The 17645-nt window shown below is 62.6% G+C and carries 19 protein-coding genes and 1 tRNA gene; 11 read left to right on the forward strand and 9 right to left on the reverse strand.

Annotated elements, in window-relative coordinates:
- Nucleotides 1-16: 16 nt before the first annotated feature.
- Both CD04_RS0115455 and acnA read left to right on the forward strand, forming a co-directional pair.
- Nucleotides 17-1471 (forward strand): bifunctional 2-methylcitrate dehydratase/aconitate hydratase, encoded by a 1455-nt coding sequence (locus CD04_RS0115455; RefSeq protein ID WP_031408372.1) that lies wholly within the window; start codon nucleotides 17-19, stop codon nucleotides 1469-1471.
- Nucleotides 1472-1542: 71 nt separating this feature from the next.
- On the forward strand, nucleotides 1543-4290 hold the full coding sequence (acnA, locus tag CD04_RS0115460) for an aconitate hydratase AcnA (protein WP_031408374.1): 2748 nt from the start codon (nucleotides 1543-1545) through the stop codon (nucleotides 4288-4290).
- Nucleotides 4291-4338: 48 nt separating this feature from the next.
- On the opposite strand, the gene CD04_RS0115465 is transcribed toward acnA, so the two are convergent.
- Complete coding sequence (locus CD04_RS0115465; protein ID WP_038168694.1) at nucleotides 4339-5211, reverse strand: NAD(P)-dependent oxidoreductase; 873 nt, start codon at nucleotides 5209-5211, stop codon at nucleotides 4339-4341.
- Nucleotides 5212-5500: 289 nt separating this feature from the next.
- Between CD04_RS0115465 and CD04_RS0115470 the strand changes: the two genes are divergently transcribed.
- From CD04_RS0115470 to CD04_RS0115495, 6 genes are all read left to right on the forward strand, one after another.
- The gene (locus CD04_RS0115470; protein ID WP_031408378.1) at nucleotides 5501-5923 is read left to right on the forward strand and encodes a rubrerythrin family protein; all 423 of its coding nucleotides are present in this window, start codon (nucleotides 5501-5503) and stop codon (nucleotides 5921-5923) included.
- Nucleotides 5924-6069: 146 nt separating this feature from the next.
- Nucleotides 6070-7416: a heterodisulfide reductase-related iron-sulfur binding cluster gene (locus CD04_RS0115475; RefSeq protein ID WP_031408379.1), complete on the forward strand. Its 1347-nt coding sequence runs from the start codon at nucleotides 6070-6072 to the stop codon at nucleotides 7414-7416.
- Between the two features lie 39 nt (nucleotides 7417-7455).
- Nucleotides 7456-8040 (forward strand): DUF3501 family protein, encoded by a 585-nt coding sequence (locus CD04_RS0115480; RefSeq protein WP_031408381.1) that lies wholly within the window; start codon nucleotides 7456-7458, stop codon nucleotides 8038-8040.
- A gap of 116 nt (nucleotides 8041-8156) precedes the next feature.
- A complete protein-coding gene (gene yaaA, locus CD04_RS0115485) occupies nucleotides 8157-8945 on the forward strand; it encodes a peroxide stress protein YaaA (protein WP_031408383.1) in 789 nt (262 codons plus the stop codon).
- 12 nt (nucleotides 8946-8957) lie between these two features.
- Nucleotides 8958-9033, forward strand: a tRNA-Ala gene (locus CD04_RS0115490).
- 66 nt (nucleotides 9034-9099) lie between these two features.
- Nucleotides 9100-9759 carry a DUF6538 domain-containing protein gene (locus CD04_RS0115495; RefSeq protein WP_156030305.1) on the forward strand — a complete coding sequence of 220 codons (660 nt, stop codon included), beginning with the start codon at nucleotides 9100-9102 and terminating at the stop codon, nucleotides 9757-9759.
- Nucleotides 9760-9812: 53 nt separating this feature from the next.
- Here CD04_RS0115495 and CD04_RS0115500 read toward each other — a convergent pair whose 3' ends face one another.
- The 4 genes from CD04_RS0115500 to CD04_RS23880 form a co-directional block, all read right to left on the reverse strand.
- On the reverse strand, nucleotides 9813-11351 hold the full coding sequence (locus CD04_RS0115500) for an IS66 family transposase (protein ID WP_031404102.1): 1539 nt from the start codon (nucleotides 11349-11351) through the stop codon (nucleotides 9813-9815).
- A 68-nt stretch (nucleotides 11352-11419) separates the two neighbouring features.
- Nucleotides 11420-11761, reverse strand: a complete 342-nt coding sequence (gene tnpB / locus CD04_RS0115505) for an IS66 family insertion sequence element accessory protein TnpB (RefSeq protein WP_031404101.1) — start codon at nucleotides 11759-11761, stop codon at nucleotides 11420-11422.
- Nucleotides 11762-11764: 3 nt separating this feature from the next.
- Nucleotides 11765-12130 (reverse strand): hypothetical protein, encoded by a 366-nt coding sequence (locus CD04_RS0115510; RefSeq protein WP_031404100.1) that lies wholly within the window; start codon nucleotides 12128-12130, stop codon nucleotides 11765-11767.
- Between the two features lie 38 nt (nucleotides 12131-12168).
- Entirely contained in the window at nucleotides 12169-12342 is a 174-nt protein-coding gene (locus CD04_RS23880; protein ID WP_156030306.1) for a hypothetical protein, read from the reverse strand.
- Between the two features lie 419 nt (nucleotides 12343-12761).
- Here CD04_RS23880 and CD04_RS24855 point away from each other — a divergent pair, with 419 nt between their 5' ends.
- Both CD04_RS24855 and CD04_RS0115525 read left to right on the forward strand, forming a co-directional pair.
- On the forward strand, nucleotides 12762-13025 hold the full coding sequence (locus CD04_RS24855) for a hypothetical protein (protein WP_231480659.1): 264 nt from the start codon (nucleotides 12762-12764) through the stop codon (nucleotides 13023-13025).
- A 134-nt stretch (nucleotides 13026-13159) separates the two neighbouring features.
- Complete coding sequence (locus tag CD04_RS0115525) at nucleotides 13160-13327, forward strand: hypothetical protein (protein ID WP_231480660.1); 168 nt, start codon at nucleotides 13160-13162, stop codon at nucleotides 13325-13327.
- A gap of 139 nt (nucleotides 13328-13466) precedes the next feature.
- On the opposite strand, the gene CD04_RS0115530 is transcribed toward CD04_RS0115525, so the two are convergent.
- Nucleotides 13467-13751 (reverse strand): type II toxin-antitoxin system YafQ family toxin, encoded by a 285-nt coding sequence (locus CD04_RS0115530; protein ID WP_031408393.1) that lies wholly within the window; start codon nucleotides 13749-13751, stop codon nucleotides 13467-13469.
- A gap of 2 nt (nucleotides 13752-13753) precedes the next feature.
- A complete protein-coding gene (locus CD04_RS24210) occupies nucleotides 13754-13987 on the reverse strand; it encodes a type II toxin-antitoxin system RelB/DinJ family antitoxin (protein WP_038168695.1) in 234 nt (77 codons plus the stop codon).
- Between the two features lie 578 nt (nucleotides 13988-14565).
- Between CD04_RS24210 and istA the strand changes: the two genes are divergently transcribed.
- Nucleotides 14566-15360 (forward strand): IS21 family transposase, encoded by a 795-nt coding sequence (gene istA / locus CD04_RS0115545; RefSeq protein ID WP_231480661.1) that lies wholly within the window; start codon nucleotides 14566-14568, stop codon nucleotides 15358-15360.
- Here istA and CD04_RS0115550 read toward each other — a convergent pair.
- Together CD04_RS0115550 and CD04_RS0115555 are read right to left on the reverse strand one after the other, a co-directional pair.
- The gene (locus CD04_RS0115550) at nucleotides 15349-17418 is read right to left on the reverse strand and encodes a recombinase family protein (protein ID WP_031408399.1); all 2070 of its coding nucleotides are present in this window, start codon (nucleotides 17416-17418) and stop codon (nucleotides 15349-15351) included. The genes istA and CD04_RS0115550 overlap by 12 nt on opposite strands.
- Nucleotides 17408-17644 carry a hypothetical protein gene (locus tag CD04_RS0115555; protein WP_038168457.1) on the reverse strand — a complete coding sequence of 79 codons (237 nt, stop codon included), beginning with the start codon at nucleotides 17642-17644 and terminating at the stop codon, nucleotides 17408-17410. The genes CD04_RS0115550 and CD04_RS0115555 overlap by 11 nt, the downstream gene beginning before the upstream one ends.
- Nucleotide 17645: the final 1 nt, after the last annotated feature.

Raw genomic sequence — 17645 nt, forward strand, 5'->3', positions numbered from 1 at the left:
CTTTCTGCCTGCTCCAATGTCCGCCGCCATCTCCAACACCCGCCCTACGCCCGACCAGGTTCTGGCCGACATTGCCGACTACGTGCTCGGCCACCAACAGTTCCATGGTCTGGCTGTTGAAACGGCCCGCCTATGTCTGATTGACACCTTGGGCTGCGGGCTCGAGGCATTGGAGTATCCCGCCTGCACCAAGTTGCTCGGCCCGATTATTCCCGGCACGGTTGTGCCCCATGGGGCCAAGGTGCCGGGGACTCCCTATCAGCTCGACCCTGTGCAAGCAGCGTTCAACATTGGCGCGATGATCCGCTGGCTCGATTTCAACGACACATGGCTTGCTGCGGAATGGGGTCATCCGTCGGATAACCTAGGTGGCATCCTGGCTGCCGCTGACTGGCTCAGCCGATCGGCAGTGGCATGCGGCAAAGCACCGTTGCTCATGCGGGACGTCCTCAATGCCATGATCCAGGCTCACGAAATCCAGGGTGTCATCGCCCTGGAGAATTCGTTCAACAAGGTCGGTCTCGACCACGTCGTTCTGGTCAAGGTCGCCACCACGGCCGTGGTGGGCCGCCTGCTGGGCCTGACCCGCGATGAGCTCATCAATGCCATCTCGCTTGCCTGGGTGGACGGGCAAAGCCTGCGCACCTATCGCCACGCCCCGAACACAGGCAGCCGCAAGAGCTGGGCTGCCGGCGACGCAACCAGCCGCGGCGTCCGCCTGGCCCTTATTGCCCGGACCGGGGAGATGGGCTATCCGAGCGTCCTGACGGCCAAGACCTGGGGCTTCTACGACGTGTTGTTCAAGGGCGAACCCTTCCGTTTCCAGAGGACCTATGGGTCCTATGTCATGGAAAACGTGCTCTTCAAGATCAGCTTCCCTGCCGAATTTCACAGCCAAACAGCGGTCGAGGCTGCGATGCAACTTCATAGCCAACTCGCATCCATGGGCAAGGATGTGGATGACATCGCGTCCATCACCATCCGTACCCACGAAGCCTGCATCCGCATCATCGACAAGAAGGGACCTTTGAACAACCCGGCCGATCGTGACCATTGCATTCAGTACATGGTGGCCGTGCCGCTCATCTTCGGCCGCCTGACTGCGGGCGACTATGAGGACGCCGTTGCCGCCGATCCGCGCATCGACACCCTTCGGGCAAAGATCACCTGCGAGGAGGACCCGCAGTTCACGAGGGACTATCACGACCCTGAAAAGCGCTCCATCGCCAATGCCCTGACTGTGACCTTCAAGGATGGCAGCCATCTTCCCGAGGTGGAAGTGGAGTATCCAATCGGCCACAAGCGCCGGCGCGCCGACGGCATTCCGCTGCTTGAAGCCAAGTTTCGAACGAATCTGGCACGGCGATTTGCGGCCAAGCAACAGGAGCGCATCTTGCATGCCTCGCTCGACACCGCGCATCTGTCCGCCATGCCGGTTCATGAGTATGTCGACCTGTACTGCCAGGCCTGACACGCCAACGCGTTTCCCAAAGTTTCCGCGGCCCACGGCCGCTTTCCTCGACATTGCCACCGGAGTTCGCCATGGCCACTGCGACCAAGAAGCCCAAGACAGCCAAAGCCCCCAAACACGCGTTCGCAAGCGCGCTCAAATCCTTCAAAACTGCCAGCGGCAAGGCGGGAAAGTTCTACTCGATCCCGGCGCTCGGCAAGGCCTTGGGCGTGGATGTTTCGCGCCTGCCGGTGTCGATCCGCATCGTCCTGGAGTCCGTGCTGCGCAATTGCGATGGCAAGCGGGTGGGCGTCGAACATGTGAACCAACTGGCCCGTTGGAAGCCCAATGCCCCGCGCACGGATGAAATTCCCTTCGTCGTCGCCCGCGTGGTGTTGCAGGACTTCACCGGGGTTCCGTTACTGGCTGACCTCGCTGCCATGCGCAGCGTCGCGGCCAACATGGGCAAGAGCCCAAAGGCGATTGAGCCGCTGGTGCCCGTCGACCTCGTTGTCGACCATTCGGTCATGATCGACAACTATGGGACCAAGAAGGCGCTGGACCTGAACATGCAACTGGAATTTCAGCGCAACCGCGAGCGCTACCAGTTCATGAAATGGGGCATGCAGGCGTTTGACACCTTTGGCGTGGTTCCTCCCGGATTTGGCATCGTGCACCAGATCAACCTGGAATACTTGGCCCGTGGGGTGCACAAGGGCGCCCACGGCGTGTACTACCCGGACACCTTGGTCGGCACCGACAGCCACACCACCATGATCAACGGCGTGGGCGTGGTGGGCTGGGGCGTAGGCGGCATCGAGGCCGAGGCCGGCATGCTGGGCCAACCGGTGTACTTCCTTACTCCCGACGTGGTGGGTGTCGAACTCAAGGGTCAGCTGCGCGGCGGCGTTACCGCCACGGACCTCGTGCTCACCGTGACCGAAATGCTGCGCAAGGCCAAGGTCGTTGGCAAGTTTGTCGAGTTCTTTGGGGAAGGCACCGCATCGTTGAGTGTCCCCGACCGCGCGACCATCGCCAACATGGCTCCCGAATATGGCGCCACGATGGGCTTTTTCCCGGTTGACGATAAGACACTGGCTTATTTCAAGGGCACCGGTCGAAGCAAAGCCGAAATCGAGGCGCTGGAAGCCTACTTCAAAGCACAGAAGCTCTTTGGCATCCCGCGCGCCGGGCAGATCGATTACTCCACGACGCTGGCTCTGGATCTGTCCACTGTCGCCCCATCACTGGCCGGGCCCAAGCGCCCTCAGGACCGCATCGAACTTGGGGCGGTGAAGTCCACATTTACATCGCTATTTTCCGCGCCGATGGATCAGGGGGGATTTAGCCAGTCACCGCAACGCCTTGATGCGTCGGTCACCACCTCTGGGGGGATCGAGCTGCATGATGGCGACGTGCTGATCGCGGCCATCACCTCATGCACCAACACCTCCAACCCCAGCGTGCTGTTGGCAGCAGGACTGCTGGCCAAAAAGGCGGTAGAAGCCGGGCTTAAGGTGAAAAAGCACGTCAAGACGTCCCTAGCCCCTGGCTCGCGCGTGGTCACCGAATATCTGGAGCGGGCGGGCCTGCTGCCCTACCTGGAAAAGCTGGGCTTCTATCTGGCTGGCTACGGCTGCACCACCTGCATCGGCAACGCCGGCCCCTTGGCTGCAGATATCGACGCGGCAATCACCACCAACGATTTAGTGTGCGCGGCGGTACTTTCGGGAAACCGCAATTTCGAGGCACGTATCCACCCCAACATCAAGGCGAATTTCCTCGCCTCGCCCCCGCTCGTCGTGGCATACGCCATCGCAGGCACCGTCACGCGCGACCTCATGACAGAGCCCGTGGGTACGGGCAAGGGAGGCAAGCCGGTGTACCTGGGCGACATCTGGCCGAGCGCTGCTGAGGTGGACAAACTGCTGAAGGTGGCCCTGGATCCGAAGACCTACAAGGCCAACTATGCGCAGTTGCAAGACAAGCCAGGCAAACTGTGGAACCAGATTGCCAAGTCCGCGGGTCAGGTATACAACTGGCCCGAGAGCACCTACATCGCGCAGCCACCCTTCTTCCAGGACTTCAACATGAAGCCCGAGACGGCCGCCTCCAGCGTGCAAGGCGCGCGGGCCCTGGCGCTTTTCGCTGATTCGATCACAACCGATCACATCTCCCCGGCCGGTTCGATCAAGGAAACATCTCCTGCCGGGCAGTGGCTTCTGGCGCACGGAGTGCGCAAGGAAGATTTCAACTCCTATGGCTCGCGGCGCGGCAACCATGAGGTCATGATGCGCGGCACTTTCGCGAACGTGCGCATCAAAAACATGATGATCCCTCCCATGGCGGACGGTTCACGCGAGGAAGGCGGCGTGACGCTGTTCCAGCCCTCAGGCGAGAAGATGTTCATCTTCGATGCAGCAATGCGCTACATGTCCGAGGGTCGGCCAACCGTGATTCTGGCAGGCGAGGAATACGGCACCGGATCCAGCCGGGACTGGGCAGCCAAGGGCACGCAACTGTTGGGTGTCAAAGCAGTCGTGGCGCGCAGCTTCGAGCGCATCCACCGATCCAACCTTATCGGCATGGGCGTCCTTCCGCTCCAATTCTTGGGCAGCGACTCGTGGCAGTCCTTGGGCATTACTGGAGACGAAACGTTTGACGTGCTGCTTGGCGACAGCATCAGGCCGCAGCAAGACGCCACACTCGTCGTCCACCGCGAAGGCCAGCCCGACCAACAAGTCAAGGTCAAGCTGCGCATTGACACCCCGATCGAGGTGGACTACTACCACCATGGCGGCATCCTTCCGTACGTGCTTCGACAATTACTCGCCGCTTGACGGCAAGCGCCAACGGCGCAGTGCGAGGGGCCCGGGCTCTGCCCGGGCTTAGTTTTGCGGTTGTTCCAATGTCCTCAACAGCGAGCTGGTGTCGTCGTCTCCCATGCCGAGCGCCATAAGACGATCCAGCTGCGCATGCACGGCGCCGAGCGCCGGAAGGGCAAGACCAGCCTGCCGCGCGGCTTCCGCAGCGAGGCCGAAGTCCTTGGCATGGAGGCGGGCCGGGATGCCCGCGGCAAAGTCGCGTGCTGCCATTTTGGGGCCCATCAGATCTAGCATGCGGCTACCCGCAAAGCCCGCCGAGATGGCGTGGAGTACCCGATGCAAATCGGCACCCTCCGCTTGCGCGAAACGCATGGCCTCCGCGATGCCCTCGATGTTGATCACCTGGACGATCTGGTTGCAGAGCTTTGCAACCTGTCCACTGCCCGCCGGACCGACGTGAGTGATGGTTGAGCCCAATAGGGACAGCAGCTGCAGCGCTCTCGTGTAAGCCTCAGGTTCGCCTCCCACCATGATCGACAGGGTCGCCTCGCGCGCGCCCTTCTCCCCGCCAGACACCGGCGCGTCCAGAAAATGAATGCCAGCCTCGTCCAGAGCCGCGGCGATACGCCTGGCACCCGCAGGTGCAATCGTGCTGTGGTCAACGCAGATCGTCCCTGGGCTTGCACCAAGAGCAGCTCCTTCTGGCCCCAAAAGGACCTGCTCGACATCCGGCGTGGACGTCACGTTCGTGAAGACGAACGCCGCTCCCATCGCAGCCTCCGCCGGGCTGTCGCAGACCTGCATGCCGGCATGCGCAGCGCGCTCGCGCTTGACGCGATCTCGAGCAAAAACCCTTAGCCTATGGCCTGCGTGTTGCAGGTGGCCGCACATGGCCCACCCCATTGCACCCAAGCCGATAAAGCCAAGCGTAAGCAGGGGCTGGCGCGTGTCGGGTTCGGAAAGGAGCTTGGAATGCGAGGTGGCGCTTGCGTTCATGATCATGACCGTGGGGGCAATGTCCCCGATGCTATGGGCGCGTGCAACAGCGCCGCAAGTTCGATGTCCCGATCTGACGCTCTCAAGGGATAACCTTGCACTGGATAGAGCCTGCCTATGGGCGGGATTGAAAGGGTGAATTGGACAACGTCAAGTTCCCGTTCTAAATTGCATGCTGCCGCGTGCAGCGGCAAGATTGTGTTCCGCTTCTGCACCCTAGGAGAAAACGATGACCGCATTGAAAGGCTCGAAGACCGAGCAAAATTTGAAAGACGCCTTTGCCGGTGAGTCCATGGCCAACCGCCGCTACCTGTATTTCGCAAGCAAGGCCGACGTGGAAGGACAGAATGACGTGGCAGCGCTGTTCCGCTCTACTGCCGAAGGTGAAACCGGCCATGCGCACGGGCACCTGGAGTTTCTCGAAGCTGTAGGCGACCCGGCCACCGGCCTGCCCATCGGGCCGACCCGCGACAACCTGAAGTCGGCTGTGGCTGGGGAAACGCACGAGTACACCGACATGTATCCCGGTATGGCCAAAACGGCGCGCGACGAGGGCTTCGACGAAATCGCCGATTGGTTCTCCACTTTGGCCAAAGCTGAACGCTCACACGCCAACCGCTACCAAAAGGCGCTGGACGTGCTGGCAGACTGATCGCACCTGCCTCTCGGTCGCATGCGCCACGGCAGCCTCGCGCTGCCGTGGCGCATTGTGGCCTGGTGTTTTGCAAGCCGCCGCGAGCCGTTCTGCGCCCGTGGCGGCTGCGGATCCTGAATTCGACAAAGCAAAGGTCTACCTCCATGTCCACGCGCGAAGGCAATCTTGAGGCTCCAACCCGGCATCCGCTGGATTGGCTCAATCCAGCGTTCTATGACGAGCAGGAGTGCTTGCACGAGCTCGAGCGGATTTTCGACATCTGCCACGGATGCAGGCGCTGCGTATCGCTTTGTCAATCCTTCCCCACCTTGTTCGACCTGGTGGACGAAAGCAGCACTGGCGAAGTCGCCAGCGTGGACAAGCAAGACTTCTGGAAGGTTGTGGATCAGTGCTACATCTGCGACCTTTGCTACATGACCAAATGTCCCTATGTGCCGCCTCATCCGTGGAACCTGGACTTTCCGCACACCATGTTGCGTGCCAAGGCGATCCAGTTTAAGCAAGGCAAGGTCTCCAGAGCCAACGTGCTGCTAGCGTCGACCGACGTGCATGGCAAACTGGCTGGCATTCCCATCGTGGTGCAAGTGGCAAACGCGGCAAACAAGACGGCCCCAGTTCGCGCCCTGCTTGAAAGCACCCTCGGCATCGACCGCCATGCCTGGGTACCCGATCTTGCGAGCAAAAAATTCCGCTCTGCTGCCCCCCATGCAGGGGCGAAGCAGGCACCCGACGGCGAGCGCACGCCTGGACGCGTCGCCATATTCTCGACCTGCTACATCAACTACAACGAGCCCAAGATCGGGCTCGACCTCCTCAAGATACTCGACCATAACGGGATCGCCTACGAACTTGTGGACAAGGAGCAGTGCTGCGGTATGCCAAAGTTGGAAATCGGCGATCTGGATGCGGTGGCCCGAGCGAAGGAAGTGAACATCCCCGCGCTTGCGCGGTACGCCCGCGCCGGCTATGCCATCCTCACCGGTGTACCGTCGTGCACATTGATGTTCAAGCAGGAGATTCCCTTGATGTATCCCGAAGATGCCGACGTCAAGGCCGTCCAGGACGCGATCTGGGACCCGTTCGAGTATCTTGTGGCGCGTCATAAGGATGGCCTCCTCAAGACCGATTTCAAGCAATCGTTAGGCAAGGTCTCCTACCAAATCCCGTGTCATAGCCGCGTACAGAACATGGGGCGCAAAACCGAGGAGCTGTTCAAGCTCATCGCTCAGACTGTCGAGGTCCAACTCACCACGATTGAGCGCTGCTCGGGCCATGCGGGCACCTACGGGGTGAAGAAGGCGCATCACGCCGACGCAATGAAGATTGGCAAAGCGGTTTTCAAGTCGATGGACGCGCCGCAGCCCGACTACATCAGTTCAGACTGCCCGCTCGGCGGCCACCACATCGCCCAAGGCATTGCCGAGCAAGGCAGCTCGCATCCTCAACTCGAGCACCCGCTAAGCCTTCTGCGCATCGCCTACGGCATTTGAGATACACCTTTACTGTATACATCCTTCCGGAGATCCCACATGCCGCTGACCCGCGACAGCCTACTGACGCTCGAAGCCTATGCCAAGGCGCGCAAGCAGATGAAGGCCGAGATTATTCGCCATCGCCAGCTGCGCTCAGTGCAGCTCGGCGAGCACATGACCCTGCAATTTGAAGACGAACATACCATTCGCTACCAGATTCAGGAAATGCTGCGCATCGAAAAAATCTTCGAGGAACAGGGCATCCAGAATGAGATCGACACCTACTCCCCGCTCATTCCCGACGGCCGGAACTGGAAGGCGACGTTGTTGCTCGAGTTTCCCGATGTCGAGCAGCGCCGGCGCGAACTGACGCGCCTTATCGGCGTGGAAGACAAGGTGTACATCGAGGTGCCTGGCCACCCTCGCATCTACGCCATCGCCGATGAAGATCTGCCGCGCGAGAACTCCGAGAAGACTTCCGCTGTTCATTTTCTACGCTTTGAGTTCAGCCCATCGGTCATCGCCGCGATGCGTGCCGGCGCTGATACGGTCGTCGGTTGCGAGCACCCCCACTACGATATGCGCCACGTCATCCCGCCTGCTACGCGCCAAGCCTTGCTTGCGGATTTCGCGGCCATTTGAGGCCGCGGCGCGCCATGCCCCGCGCATCGCGCCTAACCGCTGAAACGGGGCGCGATTTCCCGCTTCTTATTGACCCACGCCCTGGGGCCTAAGGCCTCTTTGTCGCTCACGCCGCCATGCTGATTGTTCTTTCCCCCGCCAAGACCCTCGACTTCACCAGCGCGATCCCCGAACTCCCGGTCACCCAGCCGCGATTCATCCCTCAAGCGGCAGAATTGATCAAGATCCTGCGTGAGAAAAGCCCGGCCGAGCTCTCCAGTCTGATGCACATCTCTGACAAACTCTCGACGCTCAACGCACAACGCTATGCGCAATGGTCGCCGCGCTTCACGCCCGACAACAGCCGGCCCGCCATTCTCGCGTTCAACGGTGACGTCTACGAAGGACTGGACGCAGCCCATCTCAAGGGCAAAGACCTCCAATGGGCACAGGACCACATCGCCCTGCTCAGTGGTCTTTACGGTGTGCTGCGGCCCCTCGACCTCATGCAGCCGTACCGCCTGGAGATGGGTACGCTGCTCCCGAACCGTCAAGGCAAAGACCTCTACGCCTACTGGGGCAACCGCATCGCGCAGACCCTTCGCGAACAACTTCAAGGCCATACCCACCCGGTGCTCGTGAATCTGGCCTCAGACGAGTACTTTGGCGCCGTACGTATGGAAGCGCTCGGCCTCCCCGTCGTGCAACCTGTTTTCCAAGACGGCAATGCAGGTGTTTACAAGACAATCAGCTTTTATGCCAAGCGCGCGCGGGGCCTTATGGCTCGTTATGCAATCACCCGTCGCATAGCCGACCCAGATCGCCTCAAAGCCTTTGATCTTGAAGGTTACGGCTACAGTGCCGAAGCTTCGACCACCACCCGCTGGGTCTACCGCCGAGCCAAACCCCAAACAGCTCAGTTATGATTACGCACTGTTGGGGGGGTAGCTCAGCTGGGAGAGCGTCGCGTTCGCAATGCGAAGGTCGGGAGTTCGATCCTCCTCCTCTCCACCACCTACAAGATAAGTTGTTGATTTAACTGGTGAAAATAAGTTTTTCACCAGTTGATTGAGCGCGTTGTTGTACTTTTTGTTGTACAACTTGCTCGATTACAAAGGCTCTGCGACGTTGGTCCACCACGTCCCCGGAGCCTTTTTCATGGTCTATTTCACGCAGCAACGCGGCACCTATATCTTCCAGCTGCGCGTGCCGCGCAAAAATCAAGCCCAATTCGGCCAACTCATCCGCGTTCAGCTGGGCACCAGCGACCTTGCGGCCGCCAAGGTGCTGAGCATGCACTTGGCCGCCCAATGGCTGGCACGCTTCTCCGGCCTGGAGTTGCCAGCGACCTTCGTAGCTCAGCCACCGAGTGTCGACGACGCCGCGACGGGCGGCAACAGCTCGGGAAAGCCCGATACGGGTCCTGGCCTGAAGCCCGACATGGGCCTCCCGCCCGAGGCCCGCAAAGGCCCCGTCCCGCACGCGCAAACCTTTCTCGCCGTCTTTGAATACTGGCGGGACTTGAATCCGAGCCGCCCACTGCGCACCATCGTCGAGTTCGAAGCCGGCGCCGAAGCTTTCGACCGCTTCATTCAGCGACCCGTTGCACAACTCGACCGGCGCCTCGTCGCTGCGTACCGCGATGCGCTGCTCGCCCGCTCGCTGCACCCCAAGACGGTGACCAACAAGCTCAGTCACATCAGCGCCATGCTCCAAGCCGCGGTTGACGCTGGCCTGTAAGCAATGTCAAGCGTAAGCGTCCAGCGAACCCATCTTGACCCCTGCAGTAAGAGTCAGGTGCTGACGGCAGGGGTGTTGGCTTTGGCCCAGTTGTGCGGCAGCAATTCGCCCAAGCGGCTGTTGGGCCAGGTGGGTAGCTTCGTCAGCACGTCCTTGAGATAGGCCCAGGGGTCGACCTCGCACAGCTTGGCCGATTCGATCAGCGTCATGAGCACCGCGGCTCGGCTGCCGGCTTGGGGCGAGCCCACAAAGAGCCAGTTTTTGCGGCCCAGGGCGAGGGGACGAATGGCGTTTTCCACGGGGTTGTTATCGATGGGCACGCGCCCATCGCTGGCAAACACGCACAAGGCGCTCCAGCGGCCCAGCGCATAGTCGATGGCCCGCGCCGTGGCGTCCGCCTTGGCCAGGAGTGGGCGCTGGTCGAGCAGCCAGGCGTGCAAGGCATCCAGCAAGGGTTGGCTTTGGTGCTGGCGCATGACGGTGCGCGCATCGGGCGGATGCTCCCGAAGGGTCTGCTCGATGCCATACAAGGCCCCAATGCGCTCGAGTGCCTCCTGCGCGATGGCGCTGCCGGCCAGCTTGTGCGCCTCGAAGAACTTGCGCCGCACATGCGCCCAGCAACCCGCTTCGACGATCGAGTCCTGGGCATGGAGGGCGGCGTAGCCGCTGAACCCGTCGGTCAGCAAGGTCCCTGACCAGTCCTGCAGGAAGTCGCGCGCATGCGCACCGGCGCGGCTGGCGCAATAGTCAAACACCACGGCCGGGGTCAACGCGCTGCGGTAGACCCAGACATAGGCGCGGTGCGTCTTGCCGGTGCCCGGGGCCAGCTCGGCCACCGGGGTCTCATCAGCGTGCAGCACGGGCTGCGCCAACAGATGGTCTTTGAGTGCCTGGGCCAGCGGCTCCAGGCGCACGCCACAGATGCCCACCCACTGCGCCATGCTCGAGCGCGGGATGTGCACGCCGCTGCGACGATAGATCTCCTCCTGGCGGTACAGCGGCAGGTGATCGTCGTGCTTGGCCAGCACCACCTGCGCCAGCAGGCCGGGAGCGGGGATGCCCTTGTCGATGATCTGGGCCGGCATGGGCGCAGCCAACACCGTCTGGCAGCATGCGCAGGCGTACTTGCCGCGGATGTGCCGGTGCACGAAGAAACGCGTGGGCTCGCAGTCGAGCTGTTCGCTGATCTCCTCACCGATGCGGCGCAGGGCGTGGCCCTGCGGGCACTGCCCCGATTCGATCTCGTAGCGGTGTTCGATGCGCGGCAGTTGACTGGGCAGTGGTTGGCGTTTGGGGCGACGTTTGCCTGGGGCTGTGCGCTCCTCATCGGCTGCCCGGTCCTCGGCCTGTTCCTCGGCTTGCAGCAGCGCCTGCGTCTTGGCATCGAAGAGCTCGCCCTGGGTGTCCAGTGCCTCGCTCGATTGCCCAAAACGCCATTGCTTGAGGCGCGCCAGCTCGAAGCTCAGGGCCTCGATCTTCGTCTGCTTCAACTTCAGATCCGCCTGCATGCGGGCAATGACCGCACGCGCGTACTGCGCCGTCGGATCGTCCCCCAGGGCCTGCAGTCGGTCGGAATCGATGGCGTCGAGCATGGGCACATTCTCGCGCGCGTGAGCGCGCGCGAGCAGTGGGAGTTGTCCGGATCGACAACAACCCGGGTCTACACCACGGCAATGGCTGCTGCCGTGGCGTGCGCCGTCATCCGCTGCCACGGCAGCCCGGCCACCAGCCAGCGCCATTGCTGCTCGCTCAGGTGCAGCGCCTCACGATCGTCCTGCGGCCAGACGAACCGGCCTTCTTGCAGTCGGCGCGTGCACAGCCAGATCCCGGCGCCATCAAACACCAGCACCTTCAGCCTTGTCGCGCTGCGGTTGGCAAACACGTAGGCGTGGTGCCGTTGGGCCGAGCCAAACCGGGCCACAACCTGCCCCAGCAGGCTGTCCATGCCGCCGCGCAGATCACTGGCACCCACCGCCAGCCAGACGGCCTCAATGCGCAGCATGGCTCACCCCAGCCAGGCTCGCAGCCACTGCGCGCACTCCGCCGCATGGGCCACAGGCCAGTCGATCTGCGCCCGCCGAGCGCCAGCCACGCAGGTGATGCGCGCGTGGGCCGGCAGCGCATCGGCGGCCACCGCACCAGACCTCGGGCTGAGCCGGGCTTGCACGAACCCGCTCGCACGCGCAGGCACCTCCTGCCCTGCCAACTGCGCCCGCCAGCGCGGTGCGTGGGACAGCCAGCCCCGAAGCTGCCCGTAGCTGACGCCATGGCTTTGGGCAAAAACCTCGGCACGCCCACCGCTGGCCTTGAGTTCATCGAGGATCGCCAGAATCTCCCCAATCCTCTCCTCACTGAGCTTGTCTGATCGCATGCAGCCTCCCAAAACCCCAAGCTTCGCTCAGCCGTCCTTCACTGAAAAGATGGGTTCGCCAGACGCATACTGTCAAGCGCCGGATAGTCGCGCCCAGCGAGGGCTCGGGCCACCATATCACTCACGGCCTTGGAAGCCACCTGCAAGTCTTCCGCCGCCGGAAGGTCGTAATGCCTTGCATGCACGTCGATGGGTGCGTGGCCCATGAACATGCGGCGCTCATCAGCATCCACGGTGCAACGAAGTCGCCGCCGCCGCGCGGGCTCACCGCCAGGGCATCGAGCTTGCAATTGCGCGACGCCATCTACGAGCGGTCCCTGTTACTCGCAAACCGGTTTCGGGTCATTCGCACCCTCGACATCGTGGCGGCATGCTTCCCCGAGCGCCCATTCAAAGCGGCGCTGACAGCAGCGCAGCGGGCCGTGCGCGGCCTGGTCAAATCGGACCTGTTACGGCGTTACAGAACGGACCGCTTTCAAACGGTCTACGGCTTGAAACAGCGCGGTGTCGATTGGCTCGCGGACCATGGCCACGATGCGGTCTCCTCGGTCCGGCGCGTCAGCGACATGACCAACCCGGAGCCCTGCGCATCGTCGAACAACTCGCCGCGGAGGCTAACGAGAAGGTCCTCATGGAGGGCCGGCAGCACATCAGGAGGTACGGCGACGGCGTGTATGAGGTTTGGACTGCCATTCCATTCAAGCGCAAGGACGGCAGGACGGTGCTCGTCGATGAGCGCAGCCATGTCATCGTGCAAATGTTGCCGACGTGGCTGCCGAAAGTGCGGATTGATGCCAGCAATCGCTGGAGCTGTGACGGATGGTTCAACGACAACTACCTGCCCTACAAGCGGCCGCCGACAACGGGCGATGGGAGGTGCCGGTGTCGCCGTTGATGCCGGAGGATGGGAGGGGCTGCGACGACGCTGGATGACGGTCGCTACACGAAGAAGCGGCAATCATGCCGTTCATTCGAATGAGGACAAAACATGCAAGTATTCGGAACCCGCTCCTCGACAAAGGTGACTTCGTGAAGACGACCGGCAAGCTCAAGGTCGACTATTACTTATCGCGTGAGGGCAAACCGACAGGCACGCTGTTGATTTTGGCATTCGAGGCCACCAAGCTTGCTCGCCCGGCAAGTGCACTCGCCGCAGAGCAAGCCGCAGCGGCCCAGGAGGCTAACCGAGCCGACTGATTTTGCTTGATTTCATCGCCCCCGACCTCGGGCAAGGTGTTGAGCCAACGTGTTGATGATTCACCGACCACTCCAGCCGCAAACGCTGGGGTGGTGTTTTTGTGGCAGCCTCAGGCCTTGGCCGGCAACTCCTCAACCGCTAGAAGAGTTCGCTGTGCGACCCGGTTCGGATGAGCCTGAGCGAGCCGCCCTTGAGCGGCCCCCCTTTGTCGTAGATAAGAAGCCAGTCCGGTGCGACGTGGCACTCGCGGACGCCCGCATACTCGCCTGAGAGTTCATGGTCGCGATGCCTCGGGTCCAGCGGGCGGTCGTTCATCAATTCCTTCACGACATCGCGCATCTCCTCCCAGTCGTAACGACCGGAGCCCTTGATGCGCTTCTTGTCCCGCTTGAACTGACTGGTCTCGTCAAGCGTTCGCGGCACGCTCAGAAATCCTCAAGCGTCGTGCGCGTCGTCTTTCCGGCTTTGGCGTCCCGGATAGCGGCCAGAGTGACAGGATTGGCGCGGGGCAGGTCCATGGGAAGCCCGCCTTTCTCGACTACGCTGCGCAGGAACAAGCGAATGGCTGTGCTCACGTCCAAGCCGGAGGCCTTCAGGACCGCCGCAGCCTCACGCTTGAGCTCGGGCTCGACACGGGAACGAACATCAACGGTCAACATGGTGTACTCCTTCATCGGTAGCTTGAATAGTACCACAATGTAGCTACATTGTGGCGCCAACTCCGACGTTCGGTTCGGAAATCGTCCCGCAACATCAATACGAAATAGAAGCAGAGCCATGAATGCCCAATCTAGCGCCGGGCACCGGAAACCGCTGGCGAGAAATCGTGCCAGACCGCATTGCGGCGTAGAGCCCTGAAGACACAGGGTCATTCCACCAATGTGCCGCCGACGCCAACACGTTGGCTCAACGCCTTGGACCTTGGGGGCCTTTTCATGGGCACAGAAAAAAAAGGCCCGCCAAAATTGGCGGGCAAAGAAGTTCATCAGGCAGCCTGTTTCGCTGCCTCCAACGCGCGGCGCTGGCGGGCCGTGTGCAGCTTCATTTCCTGGAGCTGCGTATTTCAGCCCATCGTGGACGGTATTTCAGGCTGATCGTGGACGGGGTTTCAGCGTGATCGTGGACGGCATTTCAGTCTGATCGTGGACGCTGTTTCAGCGTGATCGTGGACGATTGGGGGGGGGCGGCAAGTGATTCCCTAAACGGGCATAGGCTGGTCGATTTTTGATCGAAGCCGATGCCAACAACAAGAATCACGATGCGCCAGATCCGAGAGACATTGCGCCTGCATCTGCAGGCTGGGCTGACCTACAGCGAGGTAGCCGGCGCGCTCAAGATATCCAAGAGCGTGGTGGGCAAGTACGTGTTGCTGGCCCGGGTGGCTGGTGTGGACTGGGCGGTGGCCCAGACCCTGAGCGACGCCGAGTTGGAGGGGCGGCTATACCGCCCGCCTGTGCCGCGCGCCAGCGATCAGCTGGCCCCCGATTTCGCCGCCATTCACCAAGAGCTCAAGCGCGCCGGCGTGACGCTGATGCTGCTGTGGGAGGAGTACGCCAGCGGCAACGCGTTGGCCTACAAGTACACGAGCTTTTGCATCAAGTACCGCGCGTGGGCACAGAGCCTCAAGCGCTCGATGCGGCAAGTGCATGTGGCAGGCGAGAAGCTGTTCGTCGACTACGCCGGGCAGACGGTGCCGATCACGGACCCGACCACCGGCGAGGTCAGCGCCGCGCAGATCTTCGTGGCCACGCTGGGGGCATCGACCTACACCTTCGCCTGCGCCACGCCGCGCCAGACCACCGCCGACTGGATTGGCGCGCAGGTGCAGGCGCTGGAATTCTTCGGCGGCGTGCCGCGGCTGATCGTGCCCGACCAGGCGCGCGCCCTGATCAAGCATCCCGACACCTACGACCCGCTACCCAACCGCACGTACGAGGAATTCGCCAGCCATTACGGATGCGCGCTGCTGGCCGCACGCCCAGCGCACCCGAGGGACAAGGCTTGGGCTGCACTTTGCACCTCATGTGGTTGATGGAGCGGCGATGAACCGGGCGGGCCGGCCACCGTGGCGGCCGCCAGCGCCACGAATGAGTTGACCACCAAGGGGCGGCTCGTACAAGCAGCGGTGGTTGTTGCCGTACAGGTGCCGTGCCAGCAGGCCCTGGCGACCGAGTTCGTGGATGGTGCTGGTTGACACCCCGAGCTGCTGTGCCATCTCGTCACCCGTGAGCATGCCGCGCTCGCGCAGCCGCTCGAAGCGGCTTCGCAGCTTGTACGCGACTCGCACAACGATGACCTTCTTCTGTGAGAACGACTCGCCCCGCCAATTGCGGTGCCCGAGTTCATTCAGTCGTGCTGCGACCTGCGTATCAGTGGATGAACCGAGCAATTCGTCGATGAGCTTGACCACATCCGGCGGCGTCTTGCGGATCAGCGCGATCGGCCGCGGCTTATCGACGCATAGGCTCTGGGTGCGCCCGCCACGCCAGCGTACATGTACCGCAATGCTTGTTCCGGCGACCAGGGTCACGTCCTCGATCAACATGGCCAGCATGCGCTTGCGCTCCAGCGCACTGGTCCTGCTGTCGCTCCACACGCGAGGGAAGTCGCGCGCCAGCTCGGTGATGCGTTGGCGCGCTGGCGCATCAAGCTGAGCCTGCTCGTCTTGCTGCTGGCGCTCGTGCTCGCGCTTCAGGTGGTCGAGTTCGCGCAGTCGCTGGTTCCAGTCCGCCTCCAAGGCATCGGCCACCAGCCGATTGTCCGGATCCACCTTGGCGTATCGGCGACGCGCCAACTCGGCCTCGTAGCTTGCGCGTTCGAGCTGAGCCTGCCGCCGCACCCCGGCCTGCTCAATGCGCTGGGCGATCTCGTCCTGCACAGCGAGCGCAACCTCGATGGCCGCCGGCGCGACGGTCTGTAGAAGCAGGGCTGCGACGGCCTCGTCGACCGCCAGCCCATGCACCCGCTGGCAAGGCTTGCCGGCCCGGCGCACAGCCTCTTCCGTGCAGCAGTAGTACGGTCGCAGCTGACCCGAGAGTTTCTCGTAGTGGACCCGCATGCGGCAGCCACACTTGCCGCACAGCAGCCGGCCCTGCAGCAAGGCGTTGCCCTCGCGCGGCATGCTGCCGCGCTCGCCCGCAGAGAAGCCCAGGTTCTGACGCAACTTGTGCTGGTTGCGTTCAAACTCCGCCCAGTCAATGTAGCCCTCGTGGGCGTCGCGGATCAGCACCGGCCAGTCCTGCTGCTTGACCTCACGCTGTACGGGGCGCAGTTGGGCGTTGAACGCGATCCGCGTTCTTCCGTAGGCGAAGGCACCTGCATAGCGCGGGTTGTGCAGAATCTGCAATGCGCGAGACACATCCAACGTACCCCACAGCAGATCACCCTTGCCGATGCCGCGCCGGACACGTCGAGGGAACATCACCTCCTGGATCTGCAGACGACGGACCACGGCGCTGGCCGAGCCGAGGTCGCGGAAGACCGCGAACAGCATCGCGACGCTGTCGCGCACCTGGCGGTCAGGATCCAGCACCACCCGGCCAGCGCCGTCGTAGACCAGGCCCACGGGCAGGGGCAATTCGAGCTCACCGCGGCGCGCCTTGTTCAAGATCCCGCCTTGCAGGCGTGACTTCAGGATGTGCAGCTCCGCTTCACTCATCGTGCCCTTCAGGCCCAGCAGCAGCCGGTCGTTGAAACTCGCTGGGTCGTAGACCCCGTCCTCGTCCAGAATCAGGGTGCTCGACATCGACGCCAGTTCGAGCAGCCGATGCCAGTCGGCGTTGTTGCGCGCCAGGCGCGACACCTCCAGTCCCAGCACGATACCGGCGTGCCCCAGCGCGACTTCGGTGACCAGATGCTGGAATCCATCGCGGTCGCGCGCCTGGGCCCCAGACAGGCCCAGGTCGCTGTCGATGACATGCACCCGCTCGATGGGCCAGCCCAGTGCGACAGCCCGTTCGCGCAACGCGTACTGACGCTTGGTGCTTTCGGTGTTCTCGAACACCTGGCGCAGCGACGACTGGCGCACGTACAGGAACGCATCGCGGCGAAGATGGTCGGCGCCAACCTTCAAGGCCGAGTCAGTGAGCATGATGGACCTCCAACTGGGTGGCCAGCACCATGTCGGCCAACAGGCGCACGAGCTGGCGATCGAGTGCGCTGGCAGGTGCCGCGGGCGATCCCAGCGACACGGTCGGTGGATGCGACGATGCAACCGTGGTGCTCGACAGCACCCGCAGGCCATGCCACATCCCGTGGAAGGCGAACGCACCCAGTGCCTCCGGTCGGGCCTGGCCGGCCAGCACCTCGGCCCGCACC

This window comes from Thiomonas sp. FB-Cd, assembly GCF_000733775.1.
GTDB lineage: Bacteria > Pseudomonadota > Gammaproteobacteria > Burkholderiales > Burkholderiaceae_C > Thiomonas_A.